17 protein-coding genes are annotated in these 22,918 nt (G+C 51.3%); 9 read left to right on the plus strand and 8 right to left on the minus strand.

Annotated elements, in window-relative coordinates:
* Positions 1-33: 33 nt before the first annotated feature.
* Both FZZ85_RS04170 and FZZ85_RS04175 read left to right on the plus strand, forming a co-directional pair.
* Entirely contained in the window at positions 34-2,250 is a 2,217-nt protein-coding gene (locus FZZ85_RS04170; protein WP_226412544.1) for a calcium-binding protein, read from the plus strand.
* A 122-nt stretch (positions 2,251-2,372) separates the two neighbouring features.
* Positions 2,373-4,472 carry a hypothetical protein gene (locus FZZ85_RS04175; RefSeq protein WP_226412546.1) on the plus strand — a complete coding sequence of 700 codons (2,100 nt, stop codon included), beginning with the start codon at positions 2,373-2,375 and terminating at the stop codon, positions 4,470-4,472.
* Here the strand turns inward: FZZ85_RS04175 and FZZ85_RS04180 are convergent.
* Positions 4,459-6,624 (minus strand): tetratricopeptide repeat protein, encoded by a 2,166-nt coding sequence (locus FZZ85_RS04180; RefSeq protein ID WP_226412902.1) that lies wholly within the window; start codon positions 6,622-6,624, stop codon positions 4,459-4,461. The genes FZZ85_RS04175 and FZZ85_RS04180 overlap by 14 nt on opposite strands.
* Between FZZ85_RS04180 and FZZ85_RS04185 the strand changes: the two genes are divergently transcribed.
* Together FZZ85_RS04185 and FZZ85_RS04190 are read left to right on the plus strand one after the other, a co-directional pair.
* On the plus strand, positions 6,614-8,401 hold the full coding sequence (locus FZZ85_RS04185) for a tetratricopeptide repeat protein (RefSeq protein ID WP_226412548.1): 1,788 nt from the start codon (positions 6,614-6,616) through the stop codon (positions 8,399-8,401). The genes FZZ85_RS04180 and FZZ85_RS04185 overlap by 11 nt on opposite strands.
* A 53-nt stretch (positions 8,402-8,454) precedes the next feature.
* Positions 8,455-9,132: a peptidyl-prolyl cis-trans isomerase gene (locus FZZ85_RS04190; protein WP_226412550.1), complete on the plus strand. Its 678-nt coding sequence runs from the start codon at positions 8,455-8,457 to the stop codon at positions 9,130-9,132.
* Here FZZ85_RS04190 and FZZ85_RS04195 read toward each other — a convergent pair.
* Positions 9,120-9,329, minus strand: coding sequence for a hypothetical protein (locus FZZ85_RS04195; RefSeq protein ID WP_226412552.1), 210 nt, complete (start codon positions 9,327-9,329; stop codon positions 9,120-9,122). The genes FZZ85_RS04190 and FZZ85_RS04195 overlap by 13 nt on opposite strands.
* 30 nt (positions 9,330-9,359) lie before the next feature.
* On the opposite strand from FZZ85_RS04195, the gene FZZ85_RS04200 reads away from it, so the two are divergent.
* Positions 9,360-12,122, plus strand: a complete 2,763-nt coding sequence (locus FZZ85_RS04200) for a peptidase domain-containing ABC transporter (RefSeq protein ID WP_226412554.1) — start codon at positions 9,360-9,362, stop codon at positions 12,120-12,122.
* Complete coding sequence (locus FZZ85_RS04205; protein ID WP_226412556.1) at positions 12,115-13,359, plus strand: HlyD family efflux transporter periplasmic adaptor subunit; 1,245 nt, start codon at positions 12,115-12,117, stop codon at positions 13,357-13,359. The genes FZZ85_RS04200 and FZZ85_RS04205 overlap by 8 nt, the downstream gene beginning before the upstream one ends.
* Positions 13,360-13,365: 6 nt before the next feature.
* On the opposite strand, the gene FZZ85_RS04210 is transcribed toward FZZ85_RS04205, so the two are convergent.
* The gene (locus FZZ85_RS04210; protein ID WP_226412904.1) at positions 13,366-14,157 is read right to left on the minus strand and encodes a glycosyltransferase family 25 protein; all 792 of its coding nucleotides are present in this window, start codon (positions 14,155-14,157) and stop codon (positions 13,366-13,368) included.
* Positions 14,144-15,295 carry a glycosyltransferase family 4 protein gene (locus FZZ85_RS04215; RefSeq protein ID WP_226412559.1) on the minus strand — a complete coding sequence of 384 codons (1,152 nt, stop codon included), beginning with the start codon at positions 15,293-15,295 and terminating at the stop codon, positions 14,144-14,146. The genes FZZ85_RS04210 and FZZ85_RS04215 overlap by 14 nt, the downstream gene beginning before the upstream one ends.
* Before the next feature lie 65 nt (positions 15,296-15,360).
* Here FZZ85_RS04215 and FZZ85_RS04220 point away from each other — a divergent pair, with 65 nt between their 5' ends.
* Complete coding sequence (locus FZZ85_RS04220; protein ID WP_226412561.1) at positions 15,361-16,944, plus strand: tetratricopeptide repeat-containing glycosyltransferase family protein; 1,584 nt, start codon at positions 15,361-15,363, stop codon at positions 16,942-16,944.
* On the opposite strand, the gene FZZ85_RS04225 is transcribed toward FZZ85_RS04220, so the two are convergent.
* Positions 16,921-17,985: a hypothetical protein gene (locus FZZ85_RS04225; RefSeq protein WP_226412563.1), complete on the minus strand. Its 1,065-nt coding sequence runs from the start codon at positions 17,983-17,985 to the stop codon at positions 16,921-16,923. The genes FZZ85_RS04220 and FZZ85_RS04225 overlap by 24 nt on opposite strands.
* Before the next feature lie 23 nt (positions 17,986-18,008).
* On the opposite strand from FZZ85_RS04225, the gene FZZ85_RS04230 reads away from it, so the two are divergent.
* Complete coding sequence (locus tag FZZ85_RS04230) at positions 18,009-19,139, plus strand: glycosyltransferase family 9 protein (RefSeq protein ID WP_226412565.1); 1,131 nt, start codon at positions 18,009-18,011, stop codon at positions 19,137-19,139.
* Here FZZ85_RS04230 and FZZ85_RS04235 read toward each other — a convergent pair.
* Genes FZZ85_RS04235 through FZZ85_RS04245 form a run of 3 tightly spaced genes read right to left on the minus strand, consistent with a single transcriptional unit; the run spans position 19,127 to position 21,652 of the window.
* Entirely contained in the window at positions 19,127-20,053 is a 927-nt protein-coding gene (locus FZZ85_RS04235) for a DUF5672 family protein (RefSeq protein ID WP_226412567.1), read from the minus strand. The genes FZZ85_RS04230 and FZZ85_RS04235 overlap by 13 nt on opposite strands.
* A 2-nt stretch (positions 20,054-20,055) precedes the next feature.
* Complete coding sequence (locus tag FZZ85_RS04240) at positions 20,056-20,928, minus strand: hypothetical protein (protein WP_226412569.1); 873 nt, start codon at positions 20,926-20,928, stop codon at positions 20,056-20,058.
* Between the two features lie 4 nt (positions 20,929-20,932).
* The gene (locus FZZ85_RS04245; protein WP_226412571.1) at positions 20,933-21,652 is read right to left on the minus strand and encodes a sulfotransferase domain-containing protein; all 720 of its coding nucleotides are present in this window, start codon (positions 21,650-21,652) and stop codon (positions 20,933-20,935) included.
* Positions 21,653-21,818: 166 nt separating this feature from the next.
* Here FZZ85_RS04245 and FZZ85_RS04250 point away from each other — a divergent pair, with 166 nt between their 5' ends.
* A complete protein-coding gene (locus FZZ85_RS04250; protein ID WP_226412573.1) occupies positions 21,819-22,793 on the plus strand; it encodes a hypothetical protein in 975 nt (324 codons plus the stop codon).
* The last annotated feature ends 125 nt before the right edge of the window (positions 22,794-22,918 follow it).

Raw genomic sequence — 22,918 nt, forward strand, 5'->3', positions numbered from 1 at the left:
CAATCAACTCACCCACCACACGTCTGAGTTCTCATGACCTCGAGCTACAACTCCATTCAAGGGACAGACTCCGCGAACACCCTCATTGGTTCGACTGGAGCTGATTCTTTTGTTGCCCTTGATGGCAACGACAACGTTTTAGCGGCGCAAAGTAACGACATCGTTGATCTTGGCGACGGTCAAGATTCCGTGAGCTTCAACGAAGACGCAGATGGCGCAACTATTTATGGCCGCGGCGGTAATGACTCCTTAGGAATTACCGTTGCCTTCGATTCTTCTACTGCTTCCGGCGGTGAAGGTAACGACACCATCTGGCTCTCCCGTGGTGCATCCCAAGTTGTCTATGGCGATGCGGGCAATGACAGCCTTGAGATCAAAATGGGTCTCACCAATGCTTCCGTTTACGGCGGCAATGCCTCGACAGCTACCTCTACAGACGGAAACGATTCAATCGTTCTGTCCTCCTCCGTTTCTGCCAGTTTTGTTCAGGGCAACGGCGGCAATGACACCATGTACGTCGGCAGCTCCGTCTTCGGCGGTAGCAGCATCTACGGCGGTCAGGGCGTTGACTTGATCTCGGCTGTCGGCAGTGTTGTCGGTTCGACTGTGGGCGGCAACCTTGGTACAGATACTCTCGAATTCGAAAACGTCGTTAAGGGCTCTGCCATCTACGGCGGTGGCGGTTTCCAGTACGACACCTCTCTGGATGGTGCTGACAGCATCAGCTTGGGTTCCAAGCTCAGTGCCAGCAGCTTGATTCAGGCCAATGGTGGTAACGACACCATCTACATCGCGGACGACGTTCTCGGCTCCACCGTTTATGGCGGCCAAGGTACTGACACCATCCAAGGTGCGGCTGCTACCTCTACCCAGTCGTTGTCTGGTTCCCTGATTGCAGGTAACCGCGGTAATGACAAGATCCTGTTCAACAGCACTTACTCGATCTTCAATACTGAGGTTTACGGTTCGGATTCGACAGGAACCCTGTCTGGAAATGATTCGATTCAGCTGGCAGGTAACACTGTCCAGACCTCAACCGTTTACGGCGGTGCAGGTAACGACACCATCTTCGTTGGTAACTACACCACGCCTGCTAGCGCACAAATCCTGAAAGTTGATGTTGGTGCCTTCGCTGGCGCTGACTCCATCCAAGTTGGTGGCTCGTTCGTTTCTTCCACTGTCAATGCTGGTGCTGGCAACGACACGATTGCTATCAAAGCGACAACCGGTACTTCCTCTTCGACTGCTACTGAGTTCTACGCAGGCGCGGGTGCTGACTCTGTGTTGATCGCAGATGGTCAAAACCTGACCATCTACGGTGACACTTCTGCAGCAGATACAGCAGGTGGTGCTGACTCGCTTCAGATCACAGATCTGACTTCTTCCACCGTTTACGGTGCAGCTGGTGGTGACACCCTCAATGTTGCTGCCGTAAGCAACTCCCGCATCGATTTGGGAGCCGGTACCAACTACGCAACTGGCGCTGGTACTTACACCAGTTCCACCCTGATCGGTGGTGACGCAGTCGACAAGCTGTTTGTCCACAAATTCACCGGTGGTGGTCTTGTTTCTGCTGGTGCAGGCGCTGACTCCATCGTCTTTAACGGCTCAGTCACTGGTAAGGATGCAACTACCAAGGCAACTGTCCTTGGTGGTACTGGTGCCGACACTCTCGATTTCAACGGCGCTATTTCCTACGCCACCATCCTTGGTGGTACTGACTCCGCCGGTCTGATCGAGGCCGCTGCTGTGAGGACTTCCACGCTGCGCGGTGGTACTGGAAACGACACGATTTCCTTCTCCGGCAAAGTCACTAGTGCACTTGTGGCTGGTGGCAGCGGTGCTGACTCCTTCAGCTTCTCTGGCCAGACCTCAACTGACATCCTTGCTGGCGCGGGCAACGACTCCGTTGTCTTCAGTGGAACTGTCGCTAATGCTTCCACTACTTACTACTTCGGTAAGACCGACGGTAAGGACACCCTTGCCTTCGGAGCATTCACTTCAGCTGCCAACGTCGTCGTCGCTGTCGATGCTGCCTATGGTGCAACCTCAGGTATCCAGTTCAGTGGTGACCTTGATGCTGGAACAGGTACTTCCGGTACCATTACCTTCAACAATGCTGAGGCTGGAGTTGCAACAGGTACTTTGTTCCTGAACAACGTAACCGGCTCCAGTGAGGCAGCAGGTGCAGGTCTGACCAGCATCACCTTCGTGACTGTTTCCACGGCTACCATCACAGCCCTTGGCTGATCGCCTCTCCTGTTAACGGTTAAAAGTAAACTGGGGTCCTTCGGGGCCCCTTTTTTTTGTATCAACAACTTTCAGCATGGCCTGATCAACTCAATCGAGAAGACCTGATCAACTCCAATGAGTTGAGGGACGATCAGAAAGCAGCAGGTTTGTATCGGTTGGGGGATGTTGAGCGCGCCGAGTCGTTGCTAATCGCTTTTCTAGCTGATCTTTCGAAATCAAAGCAACTTTCCCCCCTGGCTCTCCTTGCTTGGATTCGTCTAGACAGTCGCGAACTCTCTGGATTTCTGTCCGTTTTCCGTACTTTGCAGCGTAATTGGCCAGATCAGCCTGAAGTTAGAGCATTGATGTTCAGTTTTTTACTAGTGAAAGGTCGTGGGCATACCATCAAAACTGAACCTTCCCAATGGCTGACTCTTTCAGACCCTCAGCTGCGTCAGTTTTTCCAAATTTTGCATGCAGAATGGTTGATTGTTGGAGGTCGTTTTCCGGAGGCAAGATCATGGTTGGATAAGTCTCTGCAAGAAAAATCCCTCGAAGCTTCTATCCTTGTGGCTCGATGTGAGAAGGCAGAGGGGAATCTTGTTACTGCATTGAGTAGTTTTACAGACCTTTTAGAGCGTGCTCCTTCGCATTTTCAGCTATGGCTCTATGCCTTAGAAACTGCACTTGATGCCAGGCATTCCGAAGCTGTACTGGCGTTAGCAAGGCAGGCAATGGAGAGGTTTGGTGAAAATCATCGCCTCCTGCAACATCTGACTCCGATCAAAATGTTGCAGAGACAACCAGGGCTAGCACGACGCAGTGCTTTATTGCAGCAACTCTGGACAACCACTTTGCAATTGCCCTTCACTCGTCTAGGGAATCAACTTAACTCCTATGAGCATAATGGTGATACTCATTGGTTGAAATATCTCAAACCTTCTATTCTTGCAAATCCCCTTTCGGCACAACAGGAATATAGTAACTATATGCTGCAGTTGGCCAGCATTGAATCAACTAAGTATGAAGAGGCGAATCAAAGGTATATTTCTGCATTGCGACAGTGTGATCAATTTCAGCGATGTCGTGATGTAGGTATTACTACATCTCAGCTACAGCTCCGTCCAGCAAAAAGTTTGCGTATTGGATGGATCACTGGTGACCTTTCTCCTCACCCCGTGAGTCGCTTTCTTCTCGGTTTTTTTAATGCGTTTGAAAATGAGACGGCCCAGCATCAACATCATCTAATCAATGTAATAGATCATGGTCCGCAATCATGCACTGATTGGTTTGAGCCTTTACAGTCCATAAATTTGACCGATATCTCTGCATTTTCGGTTGAACGTAAGGTTGATGTTGTGAGGGATTTGGATCTTGATCTTGCGATTGATTTATCTGGTTGGACCTCAGGTCATTTCCTCGCCGGCTTTCTAGCTAAATTGGCACCTGTGCAATGCAGCTACCTCGGATTCTTTGCATCCACTGGGATTCAAGAGATCGATTATTGGCTCGGTGATTGGAGTTTGTTCCCTAAGGACTATGTTGGCTGGCATACAGAGACTCTTTGGAGGCTTGATCGTCCGTTCCTTGCATGGCAGCCTGTCGATCCATTACCGGAAGCTACGGCTGATGTGACCTCAGCCCCATCTGGTCCGATTCGCTTTGGTTCCTTTAATCACAATCGCAAGCTTTCTGACAAAACTCTGAGGCTTTGGGGAAGAATTCTTGATTCTGTTCCTGAATCTACTCTGGTCTTGAAGGCCACTACTTCTTCGGATCAGCCCACTCAGCAGTTGCTTCGGCGTCGAATGCTTCGTGTTGGTCTTGACCCTGAACGTATAACTTGGTTACCCCTCACAGCCGGTCATACCGAGCACTTGCAGCAATATCAGCATATTGATATTGCTTTGGACCCTCTACCCAATGGGGGATGTACCACTACATGTGAGGCGTTATGGATGGGAGTGCCCGTGATTACAACAGCTGGAGATTCTTATGTCAGTCGTATGAGTACCGCTGTATTGAATGGGTGTTCTCTGCACGATTGGGTCGCGACGAATGAGCGCTCCTATCTGAACTTGGCAATTAAGCACGCTACTAATCTTAAATACCTCCGTGCGAATAGAGATCTCTGGCGACATAAGATTCAAAATAGCCTGCTTGGTGATGCCGCTGATCTAATGCACCATCTCGAGCAGGCCTTTACCGAAATGGTTAAGGCAAAATTTAATAGGGGTTAATGTCTTGCCTTAGAGTCTTGTAAATCTTCTCTAGCTCACTGCTTAGTCTCGCTCCATCTGCAAGTTTAGATCTCTCCAGAATTTTTCTTAATTGCAATCTTTTTTTGCTGGTTCTTGGCCCTTGTGATTCAAGGTTTTTTGCGATGTTCACGAATTGATCGTTGTTGTTTGCGACCCAACGCTCACATCCTGCATAGTGCAGCAGGCTCGCTGATAGTCGACCAACCATTCCTTCTCCTCTCATGCTGACAACTGGCACCCCCATCCACATGGCTTCCGCTGTTGTGGTTGCCCCGCCATAGGGAATAGGATCCAGGGCTACATCCATGTGACGATAAAGCTGTAGGTGGTTAATTCCCCCTTCAATCCAATCCAGCAGGATTAAGCGATCAGTTGCGAGTCCTGCCTTTTTAAAACGACTGCGTATCCGGTTTTTTTCTGCCGCTTCATGGAAGCTGATACTTTTGAGTATTAGTTCAGCATTTGGGCAGGAACTCATCACGGCGCAGAATAGATCAATACTTGCATCACTAAGCTTGCGTGCGTGGTTAAAGCTGCCGAAGCGAAAGCGCTCACAAGGCTCACGCACTGGCAATGGAAGGGTTCCGCACGGATCAAATACCATGTATCCACCTTCAATGTTAATTAGTCGATGGGCCTTATTATCTACTTGCGATAGCCCATCAAACAACACCTTGTCTCCTAGCCATCCATCAATGCACTTGAGATAGGTTGGTGCTGGGAAACCTAAGTAACTTAATTGGATAGGAGCTGGTCGATGGACAAGAATTCCTATTCGTGATCCACTTGTGTATCCCCCTAACTCCACCAGTACATCCAAACGTAGGTCAGCAATTAATCTTGCCGATAATGCATCGTTGTGAAATTTGCAATCTAGCCAGTGATCACAATGTTCTTTAAGATGCTCGCTGACCCAATCATGGTGATGCCCGCAATTAATTCCCCAAATCTCAAAGTCATTACAATCATGATTTTTGAGAATTGGGAGCAAAAAACGTCCAACAGGATGGTTGCAGAAATCAGCAGATAAGTAGCCAATTCTTAGTCGCCGTCCTGTGTGGGGTTCTAGAAGCAAGTCTGGCCAAAGAGGTCCGTAACTTTTCTTCTTCTGCCCGTCCTCCCAATGCTTAGCCCACTCGAGTCGCCTTTCGCATAGCTCGTCTGATTGTGTTTGGCTTAGACTTAAGAATTGGCGATTGAAGAGTTGTTCGCTGCTCTTTATGTCAGTATCAAACCCTCGAAATGCGCATATTTTTCGAGCAGCTTCTAAATTACACATTTCACATAGAGCTTGCTCTAGTGCCAGCCACAGATTGTTGTCATTTGGGTTGTATTGCAGCCCTCGCTTCAAAATCAGCGCGGGAGCTACCGTGAACTTCAGGCTCTTGAGGCTGGCGGCCCAATTCAGCCAGTGTTCAGGCTTTCCTGGAGAGTCTCCAGCAAGCTCTGCCAGGATATGACTAGCTGTCACGCAGTCGCCTTCAGCCATCCTCAAATCTGCTACTGCCTTGCGGATATCAGGATGCTTTTGCTGAAACTTGCTAAGAGAATCAACCAAGGTTTGCGCGGCTTGGAATTCGCCCTGTTGCTTAAGGATGGTCAAGAGATTGGCCTTGGCATGGGGCTGGTCTGGATTGATTGAAAGCACTTTCCGATAGCAGTCTTTGCTTTCTTCGAGCTTTTCTGCGCGGGCATGAATAAGCCCCAGGCCCATCCAGCTTTGGATACGACTTGTATCTGATTGGACAATTGCCTCGTAAACGACGATTGCTTCAGCTGTCTCGCCTGCCATAGCGAGAGTCTCTGCTAGCGATTCTCGAAGCTCTGTATCGGTAGGTTCTGCATTTAGTGCGTGCCGTAACCAATGCAGTGCTGCTGCGCTCTCACCCGTTTCCCTCCAGCAGTTGCAGGCATTGAGAATCAGCTTCCGCTGACCCGGCATTCGCTTTAAGCAACGGTGATAATGTGAGCTGCCTTCACGAAGTCTCCTTTGGCTGCGGAGCAACGCTCCGAGATTGACCGCAACATCGGGATCATCTCCCTGCTCAAGGAGAATCCGGTACGAGAATTCTGCTTCGACCAAGCGCCCCTCTGAATGGGCCTGCAGCGCTTTTGTTTTTATGTCTTCCATCGCGAGCAAATCGCAGTCAAGTCCCAACGCCGCATCTTATGGAGAAGCACAAGACTGGATGCGCTCCTTCGAGCGTCTTGGAAAGGGTGAGCTGAGCCCTGATCAGGCTATTCAGCAGGCTAGCCAGGCAATTCTTGCAACTGGCCTTCTGCAGTGGTCCATGCCATTTGCACTGGGCTTGTGGATGAACAAGCGATATGTCGACGCTCTTGAGGTCTTGCAAAGGCCCGGTGTCGAGTCGTCTTGTGGTCATATGGCCTATTTTCACATCCTGATGGGAATGGTGGCCAGACAGGTCAAAGGGAAGCATCAACTTGCTTGCATGTCCTATCAACGTGCACTACAAATTGAACCCGATCGGCATGATGCTCTTTATAATTTGGCAAATCTTATCAAGGATGATGCGCCTGAGGAGGCTGATAAATTATATAGACGCAGTCTGATTGTTAATCCTGAGTCGGCTCCAGTGTGGCATAATTTAGGAGCAAATTTAACTTCGCTGAATCGACCTCTCGAGGCTATTAGACCTCTGAAAACAAGTTTGCAAATCGATGCACTTAATCCTGAAGTGTGGTGCAATTTAGGATTGGCTTTTTACGCTGCTGAAGATTTTGTGAGGGCTGAGCGCTCCTTCCGCCACACCATTGCTCTTGATTCCAGGCATTCGCCGGGATATCAAAACCTCGGTAACACTTTAATTAATGTTTTAAAGGCTGAAGAAGCGATAGAAATACTTGAGAAAGGTCTTGAACTTGATTCGAGTTCAACGCATTCGTTGTGGAATCTATCGTTGGCTTATCTACTTTTGGGTCGTTATAAAGACGGTTGGCGTTATTACGAATCGCGATTCAATTGCCCGGATTTTAAGGATGTGAAGCCACCAACATCCGGCCCTCCTCTTCAAAGTCTCGCTGAGGCTCCAAGAGCTGGTGAAGAGTCTTTGGTTGTGTGGGGTGAGCAGGGGTTAGGAGATGTTATTCAGTTTTGTAGATATCTCCATTTGCTTGAAGCAGCTTCCATCAATTTTGTCTTTATGGTTAGGTCTTGTCTGGTCTCTCTAGTCAGGGATTGGACTGGTTATGGAGAGAGAGTTCAGCCTTTTGATGGTTGCTACCGTGATGATGATTCAAGGTCACATGTGGCACTAATGAGCCTACCGGCCCTTTTCTCAACTGAGTTGCACACAGTGCCATCACATGTGCCTTATTTACGCACAACTCAGCGCTGTCCTGAACACCTGCAAGTTGAGCCGCCTCCGGGGGGAATGAGTGTAGGTTTGGTATGGGCTTCTAATCCAGACAACAAAGCGATGTATCGCAACAAGAGTATGCCGCTTACTGTTTTGATGCCTATCCTCACAGATTTGTTGCACTTAGGTCTCATTGAACTTCATTCATTGCAGTTCGGTCAAGATGCGGATCAGTTAGAGCCCTGGCTTGACGTCGATGGGGTTAAAGATTGGCATTTAGATCTAAACGACTTTTCTGATACTGCTCATCTTGTACAACAGTTAGACCTTGTTATTTCCGTTGATACGGCTGTCGCTCACCTGGCAGGAGCTCTAAATTGTCCGACATGGTTACTTCTTCCTCAAAATGCTGATTTTCGTTGGCTGAAGGGCAGGTCAGATTCTCCCTGGTATCCCTCCATGCGTCTTTTTCGTCAACGTCAGCAGGGTGATTGGTCCGGTGTTGCGGAGGATCTCCGCATTGCATTTGAGGACTTAACCTTGCTGGATTTCAGGGCTCTGGCAAACGATCTTCCTGCCTATAAGTGATGTTATTTCACCAAATACTTAGCGATGCTGATGTACTTTCTTTGGTCCGGCGCATGGAGATGGAGCCCAAACTCCTCCGCCGTCATCTTGAAGAACAGATAGTTGCATTAGTTCCTCTCGAGGAGTCCTGGCTGCAAGAGACACGTTGCGACTTTTTGAACGGTCGCACGGAGGAAGATTATCTTCAAGAGAACGGTTGGACTAGTAATGATCTTGAGCTTCATTTACGTAGGCCTGAAGCGTTGCGACGTTTTGCTCACCAACGTTTTGCTCCAGGTCTTGAAGAACGATTTCTTGCGTCTAAGGGCTCCCGTGATCTCGTGATCTACTCCTTGTTACGAGTTAAGGATTACGCACTTGCGCGTGAGCTGTGGATTCGTCTTGAGGAAGATGAGACTACTTTCGCAGAGGCTGCCAGAGCCTTTGGTGAAGGTCCCGAAGCAGACAGGCAGGGAGTCATTGGCCCAATTCCGATCGGTGCGCTTCAGCCGGCCCTTCTGCAGGATATTCTTCGCGGACTAAAAGCCGGTGAACTGTCACCTCCTATTGGTCTAGGCGAATGGCAAATTCTTCTACGTCTTGAGAAGCTGACCCCGACCCGTTTGGACGACCAGGTACGTGAACAGATGATTCAGGAGTCGCTGGATCAGTTCTTGGACGAGCGTGTAATGAAGATCAGGGCTGGCGAGGGTGACTCCTTAGACCCCTTTCACTACGATCATGAGTCATGACCCAACAGTCCTCTTCCACTTTCGAGGCTTTGCTTCGCCGCTTCGTCGCTTTCAAGGATTTGGGCGATGAACGTTTGAGTTGGCTTGCCAAGCGCGCGCGTCCTTTCCACTGCACTGTCGGCCAAGAATTGCTCCGGCCCGATCGAATGCCGGAATACTGCTTTTGCATTGTTGAGGGTCGGGGCAGACTTCTTCACGACGATCCGGGTCTACGCAGGCCGGTCACCTTGGCCTACTCACAGCCTGGAGATCTGGTTGGCTGGGCAGGTTTGGTACGCCGTGATCCCTGCGAGTGGCTTACAGCAGCAACGCCTCTCAAATTGATTGGTTTTGCTGCCGATGACTTTTACACACTGGAGTCAGAGTCTGAGGCTTTTTCTCGCTGGCTTGCTGCCAGTAATTCACCAGCTGAATTGATGTCAGTTCTGGGACCTGCCTTGCGGGCACGTGTCGTGGCAGAGCCAGCAGAACGAGAAGTCCTTCGGCAACTTCTGCCTGGTTTGCAAGTTGTTGATGCCGTCAATCAGCGCAAACTTCCTGATGATGATGCCGTTTGGCTTTGGAATTCTCAGCCTTTACAGGGAGATCCTGTACCTGTGGGTCAACCTGTAGATCCAGAGCGTTTGGCCTCTCTTCCAGCTGGAGATCCTCTGAGGCTTATTCGCGTAGACCGGCAACTGTGGACGCAGTGCCTCGAGTCTGATGTTGCGCACTCTTCCGAAAGTACAGATATCTCCGCAGATTTGGATGACGATGATCGTTACTCAGATCTGTTGCCTCTTCCTCAAGGGGAACAAGGTATGCCAGATCCACCCCTCGAAGGATCGTCCTCAACTCGCCGCAAGAAATTCGTCCAGGTCACTGGCGAAGGTCCAGTTGGTCAAACAATGGCATGTTTAGAAATGTTGGCACGCCATCACAATGTGCCTTTTCGCCGAGATGTGATCGAGCGCGCAGCGAAAGATAACCTTCGCGGCCAACGCGCTACGAGCCTTGAGTTGGTAGGCAACCTCTCAACATTAATGAACTTCACTGGGACTTTGGCCGATTTGCCCGAAGCCCAGGTCATTCGTGCTTCTTTCCCTTGCATTGCTGTTCTCTGTGGCCAACCTTCGCTGATTCATGAGATCCGCAGCGGTGAGGTTTTCGCGGTGATACCCGAATATGGGAGCGTCCGTCTTCCCCTATCAGAGCTTTTGGGCGATGAAGGCGGTGTGAGGGTTTTGCTGCTCAATCCGGGTCGAGACGCTCAACGCCGCAAGCTTGGACTCTCCTGGTTTTATCCGCAGATTCGGAAGTATCGACGCAGCCTAATTGAAGTGCTGGTTGCTTCTCTTGTTCTACAGCTGCTTAACTTGGCCCAGCCGCTGGTTATGCAGCAGATCTTCGACAAGGTTATTGGTCAGCAAAACCTTGATACTCTGTATACCCTTGGTCTTATTTTGCTGCTCGTCAGCCTTTTTCAGGGCCTACTGGGTGCTGTGCGTACCTATTTATTTGCTGATACTACCAACCGAATTGATATCACCCTTGGTGCTGAAGTGATCCAGCACCTCCTGCGCTTGCCCCAACGATATTTCGATCGTCGCCCTGTTGGTGAACTGCAAACACGCTTGGCCGAGCTTGGAAATATACGCGGCTTCCTTACAGGCAGCCTTCTCACCCTTGGGCTTGATGCAGTTTTTTCCATCATCTATATCGCGGTGATGGTTGTGTACAGCGGAGTGCTTACTGCGGTTACTCTTGGCGTGATTCCCCTTTTTATTGCTCTCACTTTTATTGCCTCACCGGCGATTAAGGCTCAGTTACGCAAAGCTGCTGAAAAAAATGCTGCTACCCAGGCTCTGCTGGTGGAATCTCTGAGTGGAGTTCAAACCATCAAGGCGCAGAATGCTGAAAATACTGTGCGCTGGCGATGGCAGCGCCGGTACTCATCATTTATGAGTGAGAGCTTTAAAAGTTTGCTAATTGGTATATCAACGGGCACTACAGGTCAGTTCCTTAGTCAACTTAGCGGACTAATAACCCTTTGGGTTGGCGCCTACCTGGTTATTAAGGGTGAGCTCACAATTGGACAGCTTATTGCTTTTAGAATTATATCTGGGTACGTTGTAGGTCCTCTAATCAATCTCGCCACTAGCTGGCAAACTTTCCAAGGAGTGGCACTATCGATTGAACGTTTAAGTGATGTTGTTGATGCCCAAGCGGAGGGCTCTGATAACGAACTTGATCAGCTGCCACTTCCACCCGTAGCAGGTGAGGTTGTTTTTCAATCTGTTGATTTCCGCTTTGGTGATGGGACACCTCTTGTGGTTAGAAATGTTAGCTTTTCTGTTCCGGCTGGTGCATTTATTGGAATTGTTGGACGAAGTGGGAGCGGAAAAAGCACGATTATGAAACTGTTGCCTCGATTGTATGAACCTGAAAAAGGTCGCATCTTGATAGATGGATACGATTTGGCCAAGCTTCAATTGGGATCTGTACGGCGCCAAATAGGCATCGTTCCTCAGGACAGTCTTTTGTTTGAGGGATCCGTACGTGACAACATTGCACTTACAGCTCCGGATGCCACTAGCGCTGAGATTGAAGCCGCTGCAAGAGTTGCTTGTGCTCATGACTTCATCATGGAATTGCCCCAGGGATATGCCAGCTCTGTAGGTGAGCGCGGCAGTGGGCTCTCAGGTGGTCAGCGTCAGCGCATTGCAATTGCACGCGCAGTGCTGCAACGTCCAAATCTTCTTATTCTCGATGAGGCCACCAGTGCACTTGATTACCTCACTGAGCGTCAAGTTTGCCTCAATCTCAAAAAGGCTTTTGAAGGATCCACAGTGTTTTTCATCACCCACCGCTTGAGTACTATTCGTTCGGCTGACCGCATTCTGATGATGGATTCTGGTTCTTTGGTTGAGGAGGGAACGCATCAAGAGTTAATTCAACAGCAGGGTCGCTATTTTGCTTTGTATTCACAGCAGGAGGCCGATCTTGACTGATCACGATAAGTCGCTGCCCCCCGAAATTAAGATTTGGGAGGGAAGTTCAGCCTATGTCGAGCAAGGGCGCCATTGGTCTTCTGTGTTGATATGGTTGTGCGCCATCCTCTTTGGTGGCTCTTTGACTTGGGCCTTTATGGCAAAAATTGATCAAACAGTAACTGTCCGAGGTCGGCTTGAGCCATCAGGATCGGTGCGCGAGGTTGATTCTCCTAGTGCTGGTGTAGTAAGTAAGGTTTTTGTTAAAGATGGAGATGAGGTAAAACAGGGTCAATCCCTCTTTGATGTTGAGGCAAAAGGACTCGCCAGTCGTCGAGAAGCGCTTGAAACTACACTCTCATTGTTTGAGCTACAGGCTCGTACGCTCAAGATTATTTTGCGCAGCAGCGGTGATCCCTCGCGCTTTGAAGATTTGCCAGCCATACCGACCGTTGATGATCCCACTCTCAATGCGCAGTTGATCACGGCACGACAACAGAGCCAGCAATTTCTTTCTCGGCTTGAGCAAATTGCTGCGAGATTAAGTAGTCGTCGTTCGACAATGCAATTGAAAGAGCAAATCGCTAGTGATATGAAGCCTCTCTTCGAAAGCGGAGCTATGGCTCGTAATCAATATCTTTTGCAGTTGAATCAAGTGCAGGAAACTCGTGCAGATGTTGCCTCACTTCAAGAGGAGCGCTCGAGAGTTGTTGGGCAGATTGCTTCACAGCTCAACCAGATTAACCGTCAGATGATTCAGATCCGAGCCGAGTTGGTTGGTTTAAATGAAACAATCAGCTATCGCACAGTTCGTGCCCCAATCAGTGGCAAAGTCTTTGATGTTAAGGTCTCCCCTCAGACGGTTGTCAACGCGGACCAAGATGTATTGAGGCTTGTACCAGCTAACAAGCTGCAGGCGCAAATAGCTATTAGTGACAGAGATATTGGCTTTGTCAAAGTTGGTTTACCTGTCAATGTATCGGTAGATTCATTTCCTTCCGGTGAATTTGGATATATAAGGGGAACTCTGACTAAATTAGGTTCGGATGTTCTTCCCCCCGATCGGCAATCGCAACAATATCGTTTTCCTGCTACGGTATCTCTCCAAGAACAATCAGTTCTTGCTGGCGAACAAAAGTTGAATCTTCAAAGCGGGATGGGAGTTTCCGCAAACATTAAACTCCGCTCACGACCTGTCATTTCAATTATTAGTGATCTTTTCACGAAGCAGTTAGAGGGAGTCAAGAGATTCCGGTAAATTTATTCAGTTATGGAAGGTTTGTGGTTTGCGTTTGCGAGTAAGTGATTCATTTTGATTGTTAAGTGCTAATGCAAGTGGTGGAAATATTATCTTTGCTCCTATTTTTTCGTATTGAGTGTTGAGTATTCCGTCGAGAGTCTCGCTGAAGTGAGTCGGAATACCTCTCCCCATTGTAATTACTTCGCTTGTAAGGGGACTGAGCTGCTTGAGCAAATATTCTGATGTTTTCGGTGTTATGCGATATGCGGGAAGTCCAAAACAACGTTTTAGCTTACACATCCGTTTCTCTGTTGAGGAATTGACCAGTTGTGTAAGTTCCGCTTCTTTGGGATAAGCTGGCTCAAATAGGCTGATCACGCCCAGTCCTGGTTGAAGTTCAGCCTGCAAAAGTGAGTCAAGATTCCATCCCAGAAGTAAAAAAGGGGGATGCTCGTCCCTTTCTTTGAGCATCGTATGCAAGTTCTGCTTCAATTTTGCCGCTAATATTGCGTCATCCTCGACAACGACTATTGGCTTACCCAATTGCAGGCAAAAGCGCCAGCTAAGCATATGGCTGAGTGCTGATCCTATTGCTCCTGGGCTCCATCCTTTCAATACATTGTCGCTGATTAGTCGTGATCGTTTGAATAGTTCTTTTTGCAGAGTCCCATCTACTCCCTCAAGTACACGTACATTCCAGTATTTAAGAGCTTCAGCATTCCGCTGAAAAAAGTCCTTTAGACGCTGCGGTGTTCTTGTAAGACTGATTACGCAGAGCTGATCATCGATTTGATCTTGTGAGCTAAGCCTTTGCATTGAGCACACGCCTATAGAGATTCTCCGTTGCATCCACAGTCCGCTCCCAGTTAAATCTTTCTAGTACTTTGCGTTTCATCGCGATTGTGCGTGGGTGATGACGCCCGGCCTTCCATGCTCCAACGACCGCTTTCTGCAGGCTGCTGGCGTCTCCTGGGTCTGCATACCACGCGTCTCCCTCTAGATATTCAAGTTCGTGGCCAAATGTGCTTCCCACCAGCGGCGCACCACCGAGTGCAGCTTCAAGGCTGACGAGACCGCAGGTCTCCATCCAGCTTGGTAGGACGTGTACAGCGGCGGATGCATAGGCCGATGCAAGTAGCGGTTGAGGGAGGTGGTCGATTATGTGAAGCCTTTCACCGCTGATGCTCTTGCATAGATCTGCGTAGGCGGGCCAATGCTTCGATCCCCCAATTAATACGATCGGCAGATTGGTTTCGCGTAGAGCCCAGCAAAGCATGGCCTGATTTTTCGCAGGTTCGATACGCCCAGCCTGCAGAACGAAGGGAGTTTGGATTCCCGTGGCTTTACGGAAGGCATCCGGATCGGGATCCAGAAATAGCCCGGGATCAACACCGTAGTGGGCTATTTCAAAGGTTTCGCCATGCCATTGCAGGTCATGTCGGACGGCTTGCAGTTCCAGCCAGCTGTTTGGCAGCAAGCCGTCAACCTGAAGAAGCAACTCCTTGATGACGCTTCTGTTCACTGGCCAACTCTCGTCTCCATAGCCTTCTGCATTGACTGACCCCTTTGGCAAGCGGACAACCAACTCGCGGTTACGCAGTTTCTCGAGAAGCGAATCCACCGTTGCGGCTGGTGCACCATCAATGGCTTGCTGGAGCACGCTCATTGTTCCCCGACTTCCCCAGAGCGCTTTGGCTAGCGAAATCCAGATAGGTGAGACCACCACTGGTACGCCTGCTTGTTTGCAGCTGGCAACCTGCTGCCGGAATGAACCCTCCACCCTGCAGTTGAATAGATGGACCAGATCGAAGCCCCTTGCATCTGGTTGATCTGCGTTGATTGCCTGCACATGATGGCCACGCTGGACTAGGCGTTTTGCGGTCTCACGTATCTGGACACCATCACCCCCACCCCATTCGCCTGCGGTGCCGTGATTGACGAGGAGGATTCGCATTCCGAGAGTTTCTCATGGCAACTTTGTGGTGTCTGCTAAGGCTTTGACAGAGATGGATTTGGACGATGTCATTCAGCTCTGATCTCGAACGCCTTGAGCAGTCGGGTCAGTGGTCGCAAGCCCTTGAGATGCTTCGGCAAAAGCTCAGCTTTGGCGCGGCCGTCGATGCTGATCATCTGCATTCCATGGGTCGCCTTTACCAACGCCTTGGGGTGCTCCCGCGTGCTGAACGGGCCTATCTGGCTTCCCTACGTTTGGACCCTGACCGGCCCCTCACATGCAACAACCTGGCCCTGCTGGCTCTTCATCAACTTCAGGCTGTCCGTGCTGACGAATGGCTGATGCAGGGGCTGGCTTTAGCCAGAACATCCCACGAACAGGATCTTTTGCATGCCACCGGCTGCTCTCTGAGGTTGTACCAGTTGCGACATATGGATGCACTGAAATTTGCAGATCGACAGCTGAGCCTTCAAGAGACCGTGATGGCGCGTACGAATCGGGCCAGTTGCTTGCATCGACTTGGCCGTCTTCAGGAAGCCGTTTCTAATCAGGAACGGGCGATTCGTCTTCACTTAAATGCTTTTGCGCCTGATCGTGAACGTTCCTCTTTGCTGTCGCTCATTGGATTGGTCTGTGGCGATTTGCAGCAGACTTGCATGCTGCAGCTCATGTTGATGACTCAGGGTATTTTCAGGCTTTGTGTTCATCCCGGTGATGTGGAGGGCCTGAAACTGCTGCTGGCAGGTCAAACGGCGGATCCCACTTACTGGCTCGAGCCTGTTCGCCAGCATTCACGCTGGGATGGTGCTGACACTTCGGAGTTGCTGGTCTGGGATGACCAGGGATTTGGTGACACTCTGCAGAATCTTGCTTGGCTGCCCAACCTCGCTTCAAGGGTGCAACGCCTGCACCTCTGGCTCCGCCCTTCACTGATACCTCTGGTAAGGCACCGCTTCTTTTTGCCAAGTAATTGTGAGCTTGAGCCGATGGGTCCTCAGAGCAAACCATGGGCTATGGGTATTCCACAGGTCGGCACTTACTACCTCCCGATTGTAATGAAGGCCTGGACGAAGTCTGCACGTGATGGTGGCCGGCCTTTTATGCACAGGTGGACCCGTAAAGAGAGGAAGGGGGCTCCGCGAATTGGTCTGGTGTGGAGCGCCGGGCGCCACAAGGCACCTCAGCCGGAGCGCAGTGCTCGGGTGCGTGATGTGCCGCGGCAAGACTTCTTCCGGTTGGCCCAGCAGTGGAGGGAGCATTACATGGCCAGCTTGGTGAGTCTGCAGTTGGAAGGACACAACGAGGCGCCGGCGCGGAGCCTGATCGAGCAAGGTGTACTTGAGCATCCGTTGCAATCGACGGATTGGCTGCAAACCGCAGAGGTGCTCGAGTCCATCGATCTGCTTGTGAGCGTTGACACTTCGGTAGCTCATCTCGCTGGCGCCCTTGGCATTCCCGTAGTGCTCATGCTCAGCGCTCCGGCTGATTGGCGGTGGGGTCAGAGTGCTCGAAAAACCTTTCTTTACGACTCGATGCGGATTGTGCGCTGCGGTGTGTCGGGCGATTGGTCACAGGCCCTCGAGCAAGCAGATCTTGAAGTGAAGGGCTGGTTCGGTTCAATGCCCTCAAATCATCATTTCGCCAGCTAGCGCGAGGCTGGTACCCGCAAACCGTTCCTGGGTGAGGAGGTCAATCGCTTGGCGCTTCCGCCACAGCATCTCGTACAGCCATAGCCTTTGAGGTGAATGAACTTGCAGCGACATTTCGCTACGTACCCAGTGATGGGCCTTAGCTACCAAGTTCTCTCGCGTGGTCTGGTCGTAGGCCAGTCTGCGGGCATGCTCTACCACCTGCTCCGGCGATTCGGTCAGCACACTTAGGCCGCGAATTGCTTGTGTTCCATAGAGCTCAGGCCCGCTAACAGTGGCCACCGACTCGGCCGCGCACTCCATCAGCTTGATTGGTGTTTTACAGGAATTCGCTAAGGATCGGCTTAGAGGAAGCAAGGCTAGTTGGCACTGCCCCATCGTCTGTCTGTAGCTCTTGTAAGTGAGCAGATGAGCGAAGCGAATCCGCTCTTGCGGAAGGGATGAGGCCAGCTCACGATCAGCAAGAATGATCAGCTCTAAACGGGGATCCTCCGCCAGCCAACGCTTTAACCCGCCAAGCATCCTGCGTTGGTCTGCCTCCCGGTTTTGATTGGCAATGAACACCCGTAGCGGTCCTGATTTGTGTTTGGCCATCTGCAGAGCAGGGATTAGGGCAACCGCGTTTTCGAGTACCAGCGTCAGTGGGTTCTGCCTTCGCAATGCATCGGCCAGGTTGGTGCAGGAGGTGTGTAAGCCATGGCACAACCGCAGTGGCGCCAGATCCTGATCTAAGAGGCGCTGACGAGGACCGGCCGGAAACAGATCGGGATGATCGTCCCACTCCGTCAGAAGCAGGCAGCCCCTTTTACGCAACCACTGCAGGTGCTCCCACTGTTGCTGGCGGCTCTGCGGAAGTGGCCGTTGCCAGATCACCAGGCTGTGGGGGCGGATGCAGTCGTTGAAGAGGAAGGGCCGTTCGTGGATCCGGCAATCCACCCCAAGGGCCTGCAGTGCCGCAAAGGGTTCTCGGATGCGTACTTGATCGTGGGGGCCTGGGCTGTTTACCAGCACCTCGATTTGCAGAGGCCGATCGGTCAACATGGCGTGCCGGACATAAACAGACCATGACGGGCATGCAGCGCTACAGCGGCGAGCATCTGGGCTCGGCTCCCCATATCGTCGTGCTCGGTTCCTGCAAGGTGGGTAATTTCGTTGTGAGCACGCCGGTGTTGCGTGGTTTGCGTGCCCGCTTCCCTGATGCGGTGATCGGCTTCATCGGCAGTGAGGTCACTGCTGATTTTGAAAGTGCCTTGCCCATGCTGGATTGGCGCTGTAGTTGGGATGATCCCCGTCCAGGCTCCGGATTGATCCTGCATCAGACATTGGCCGAACGGATTGAATGCCATGGCTCTGTGCAGCTGGCGCTCAATCTTGATGGTTTCAACCCGCTTACCTGCAGCCTGGTGCCTTGGTTGGAGCCGCTCTACGTGGCGGGTGGCAGCCTCTGCGCCAATCGGCGCCGCGATTTGCCCTGGGGAGATCATCCGCGTCAGCGCTTCCTGGCGGATCCCGATTGGGACAGCCCGGCGTTCCAGCAGCGCTACGCCCATGTGTTCGGAAGTAATTACATCGCCGAACTCTTCTGCCAGCTCGCCTGGGTCCAGGACCATGTGGATCCCACAGCGATTGAGCTTCCTTCTGCTGAGCCTCCCTTTGCTGTGCCAGATCTGCTGATCCACTGCACCACGGCTCGGGCCGCCAAGGTCTGGCCCTTCAGCTACTGGCGGCAGGTTTTGGAGGCTGCGGATTCTTATGGTTGGACAGTGGGGTTAGTGGGCAGCCCGCCAGCGGCCCAGAAGGAGGCATACAACGCGGGCGATGGCGAGGACAGCTTGCTGCAGAGCTCCGGGGTGGTTGATTTGCGCGGTCAAACCAGCCTGATGCAACTGGCCGGCGCCTGCCGTAAGGCAAAAGCGGTAATCAGCGTTGATGCAGGCCCTCTGCACATCGCTGCCGCTGTCGGGACTCCCACCTACGCGATTGTTGGCAACGATGACGAGGGCGTTGGAGCCAGCCCTGTGCGTCTTTGGATGCCTCGCTGCAGCAATGTGACACGCAGCATCAGCCCTGTCTCTTGCGACGCCTGTGCAGACAACCGATTTCGCAACGACGGTTGCCTGATTGAAAGTCACGCGTGCATGGCGGCTATTCAGCCGTCTGCGGTGATCAGATGGTTGAAGGTTCAGCTTTCTTGACGGAGGGCATTGGCCATTGATGAGGCGCTGCGGAGGTGTTGACTTAAATGGTCCGCTAAATCTCTGCTGTGCAGGAATTTCCAGCAAGCATGGCTACCTACGGCCATCGGATTATAAGTCGTTTCAGTTGCAAACGCTTGGGCGATTTCTAGGGGTGGAAGTGGCTTTAGCTGGGGGACATACCGGCTGAAGAAAACATCCTCTGCTTCGATTTCGGGGCTGTTTTCCCCCCATTTTTTGCATGCTTGGGCCATTACAGTTCGATGACGTATGGACAAGCCTCCGTTCCCATGTAGGTGAGGGTAGGTGTCTGGATGGGGAGAGTTGTGAATTGGTGTTTCGATTTTAAAGAACCGATTAATGTGTCCGCTTTTGTCTCTTTTCTCAAAGTATTCAGAGTGTTGTCTTGGTAGAAAAGGTGCGCCTAGATAGCAGAATTGGAAGAAGAATGGTTCAAGTGGTTTGGCTAGCAGTGCATCGGTTTGGATGATTAAAAGCTCTTCGTGAGGTAGTGCACTCCAAAAAGCTGTGGTTTTCAACATGCGATTGAAGCTGCTGTAATTGCTGAGATTTGTTCCTGGTAATAAGTCTTCGACGCATAAAAAGTGCGCCTCAAAATCTGGCGCGTGTTGATGAAGGTATGTACTGGCTTTAGAGAGATTGGCCCGGTCTGTAATGAGTAGTATTTCTGTGCCTTGAGGGCACATAAGCCATGTATTCAAAACCGTAAAAAGCCATTGATGGTCGATACGATTCTCGATCAATACAGCTGCTCTCTCACTGGGTTTTTGCGAAAATGCAAGGCCTTCGTGGCAGATGGGTAAAAGAATTTTCTCTAAGACAAATTTGCAATGTTGAAGCCACTGGTGTTCTCGGTGCTCAAGTATCAGTTTGAGTTCGTCGATGTCGTTCATACTTAGGAAAAAGTGGCTCCCCGTTCAAAGGCATGACGCTGCCAGAGTTGATCCTGATGGCGCACCATGAGAAAACGGAAGTGTGCTGGTATTGGTTTCATAATCTTGAGTACAGGCAATAACATTCCGCTTCCAGCCTGCTCCAGGGGGCCCGATAGCTGGAATGGGGCAATCCACTCATGATCAGTCCAATACTTAAGAACCTTCACAGCTTGCCTGCTGCTGAGGAAGTAGCAGCCGGAATGTGGATTGGTGGCTCGGTAGAAGTGGCGTTCCCCCAGAGGCCAGGGAATGCTGAGCATTTCACCGGTATCCCAGAACAGATCCGGTCGGCCCCCATCCGGATCTCCCGAGAGGATCACATCGCCTTGACCAGGGATTTGTTCGCAGCGGTGTGGCAGAAAGGCGTAGCCGCCATCGCTGCAGCGATCCAGATAAAGGATCTTGGCGAAGAATTCTGGATCGCTCAGCAGTAAGTCATCTTCCATGTAGCCCACCAAGTCGTACGTATCGGCTTGCTCCAGCAGGTGGCGTGATGCCACCAGTGGCACTTGGCTGTAGTCGCTAACGCCGGGATCCAACCGTTCCAGTCCAGGATCATCGGGCAGGTCATCCGCCAGGCTGGCGTCAGGAGGCGTGAATAGTCGAATAGTGAGCTCCACGCCGTCGGTGCTCGCCAGTTCCCGGTTCACCACCGGTTGATTTCTACCCAATGAGGCGTGTATCCAGTGGCGGCGGCGGTGGAGGTTCAGGTTGCCGATCGTTGCTTTAAGAAGCGCCTTCTGTTTCAGGCCCCGCTTCGCTTCTGTTTGAGATGAATAGAGCGACCCTTCCTTGGGAGCAAACACATGCGGAATCGCTAGCAGTACTTTCATCAACTCAGCTCCTCAACCAGTCACTGCAATCCCAGCCCAGTAGGTTTTCCAACTGGCCAATCTCCTGCCAGAAGATCTGGCGCAGGCGCTCACGACACGCGGGGGACATCGCGTGGTCGTAGTCACCGTTGTGGCGTTCGAGCGGAGTGATGGCTTGGCGCGGAGGAATGCTGAGATGCTGCCAGATCTCGTCGAGGCAGGTCTGGGGGCTGAGGCGCAGTTGTTCTTGTCGGAGTACCAGTACCTGCTCTCGGCCAAAGAAACGCCAGAGCCGTCTGAGTTGGGCGCTGTAAAAGCCCCGATCGATGTACGAGAAAACCCGGTGCTGGAATGGCAGGGCTTCGCGGCATCGGGCCTCCTCCTGTTCCAGCGCTAGGGCGAAGGGCAGCGGATCGTCTCCACGATGGTGTTCCATTGCCCAGTGTGAGTAAGCCCGCTCAATTGGATTGCGGAGTATCACTATCAGGCGCATTGCGGGGTTGTAGCGCCAGATGCGCTCCGCTGCAGGATCCCAGTAGAGGCTGATCGGGGTCGCTTCTCCCCAAAGCTGCTCAGCATTTGCGTCTTTGAAATGGTGATGCAGTGCGTTCAGGTCTGGCTCAGGCCAGGCCTGCGTCTCATCATCGAAGAAGTGGAGTTCTTTAGCCGCCGGCAGGTGAATCTCTGGGTGTTGGCGCAGATAGGCCGCAAGAGCTGTCGTGCCGCTTTTCTGGGCACCGCACACCAGAAAGCACAGCCTTTTACTCAAGATCTGATAAGGGCTGAGCGGACTCTAGGGCTCCTGATAGCCCCGCTTAGGCTGATTTTCGGTTGGGGATGTTGTTTAGGTGTTTGTCACTGGTTGTCACCGCTCCGGCACGTCCCTGTTGGCTTCCTTGATGCATGGTCTGGTGACCGGCGAGGACCCTAGGCAGCGTCGTGGTGATCTGGAACTGAAGCTGGAGAACCCACTTGGCTTTTTCGAAAGCCAGCGTCTTGTGGAGACCAACGACGCTCTGCTTGGAGCTGTGGGCTGCCAGTGGGATCGACCTCCGCTTCTCCCTACCTGCTGGGACCAGCCTCCTCTGCTAAGTGCGCTTCAACCTCACCGAAGCAGACTCTCTGTTTATGCCCTTGAGCACTCATGGGTTGATAAAGATCCGCGGTTGTGTGTGACATATTCCGCTTATTTGCACATTCTCCTGCGTCGCATACCCCTTGTCGTTGCCCTCCGCGAACCGTTAGCGGTAGCCAAATCACTTCATGCCCGCAATGGCTTCAGCCTGAATCGTGGTCTTGTGTTGTGGTGGATCTATAATCATCACATTGCTTCACAGCTGTGTTCAGAGGACTTGTTGCTCCTTTACAGCGATTTGCTGGCTTTTGATGATCAATCCCTGCAGCAGCATCTAGGTCCGTTTCTCGAGCTTCACAAGCATTCAAGGCCATCAGAAGATCAGACTCGGGCTTTAGTAACAACGCTGATTAGGCCGGAACTTAATCGAGCCGAGGCTCCGATTAATGCTGAACGTCGAGCTCTCATCCATCCATTGCTTCTGAAGATTTGTGAGCATACTTATTCAAATATTATTAAGGCTGCGGACCAATTAATAAGTTACAAAGAGCATTTTAATTCTTTGCCCCGAGAAGTCTTAGAGTGTTCTATGCGTGATCAACTTCTGCCTGAAACTGAGGTTAGATTGCTCCAAAATCGTTTTCATTCTATTGAGAATGACATGAAAAAGATTGTCTCCTCCTTGGAGCAACGAGAGCTCGAGTGCATCTCGTACCAGAGAAAGCTCAAGGACCTTCAGAATTCCCATAGTTGGAGGATCACAGCTCCTATGCGTGCTTTAGGTGACTTCTTTCGGGCTGCATCTAGGTGATCCCGCTTCTGCCAAAAAATATAGGACTAAGACAAGATCATTGTCCAAAATTTTGGTCGTCATTTATCGCCCTTAGCTTTGGGGGTCGATCCACATAATGGCCAATCAGAATGGCTCTGCCTCCT

This window comes from Synechococcus sp. MU1642, from assembly GCF_020514115.1.
Classification (GTDB): domain Bacteria; phylum Cyanobacteriota; class Cyanobacteriia; order PCC-6307; family Cyanobiaceae; genus Parasynechococcus.

What these genes read in the sequence shown, in the direction of transcription:
- FZZ85_RS04170 (WP_226412544.1), top strand. Translation starts at nt 34, where the DNA reads ATGACCTCGAGCTACAACTCCATTCAAGGGACAGACTCCGCGAACACC.
- FZZ85_RS04185 (WP_226412548.1), top strand. Translation starts at nt 6,614, where the DNA reads ATGTCTTCCATCGCGAGCAAATCGCAGTCAAGTCCCAACGCCGCATCT.
- FZZ85_RS04180 (WP_226412902.1), bottom strand. Translation starts at nt 6,624, where the DNA reads ATGGAAGACATAAAAACAAAAGCGCTGCAGGCCCATTCAGAGGGGCGC.
- FZZ85_RS04190 (WP_226412550.1), top strand. Translation starts at nt 8,455, where the DNA reads ATGGAGATGGAGCCCAAACTCCTCCGCCGTCATCTTGAAGAACAGATA.
- FZZ85_RS04210 (WP_226412904.1), bottom strand. Translation starts at nt 14,157, where the DNA reads ATGCAAAGGCTTAGCTCACAAGATCAAATCGATGATCAGCTCTGCGTA.
- FZZ85_RS04215 (WP_226412559.1), bottom strand. Translation starts at nt 15,295, where the DNA reads ATGCGAATCCTCCTCGTCAATCACGGCACCGCAGGCGAATGGGGTGGG.
- FZZ85_RS04220 (WP_226412561.1), top strand. Translation starts at nt 15,361, where the DNA reads ATGTCATTCAGCTCTGATCTCGAACGCCTTGAGCAGTCGGGTCAGTGG.
- FZZ85_RS04225 (WP_226412563.1), bottom strand. Translation starts at nt 17,985, where the DNA reads ATGTTGACCGATCGGCCTCTGCAAATCGAGGTGCTGGTAAACAGCCCA.
- FZZ85_RS04230 (WP_226412565.1), top strand. Translation starts at nt 18,009, where the DNA reads ATGACGGGCATGCAGCGCTACAGCGGCGAGCATCTGGGCTCGGCTCCC.
- FZZ85_RS04235 (WP_226412567.1), bottom strand. Translation starts at nt 20,053, where the DNA reads ATGAACGACATCGACGAACTCAAACTGATACTTGAGCACCGAGAACAC.
- FZZ85_RS04240 (WP_226412569.1), bottom strand. Translation starts at nt 20,928, where the DNA reads ATGAAAGTACTGCTAGCGATTCCGCATGTGTTTGCTCCCAAGGAAGGG.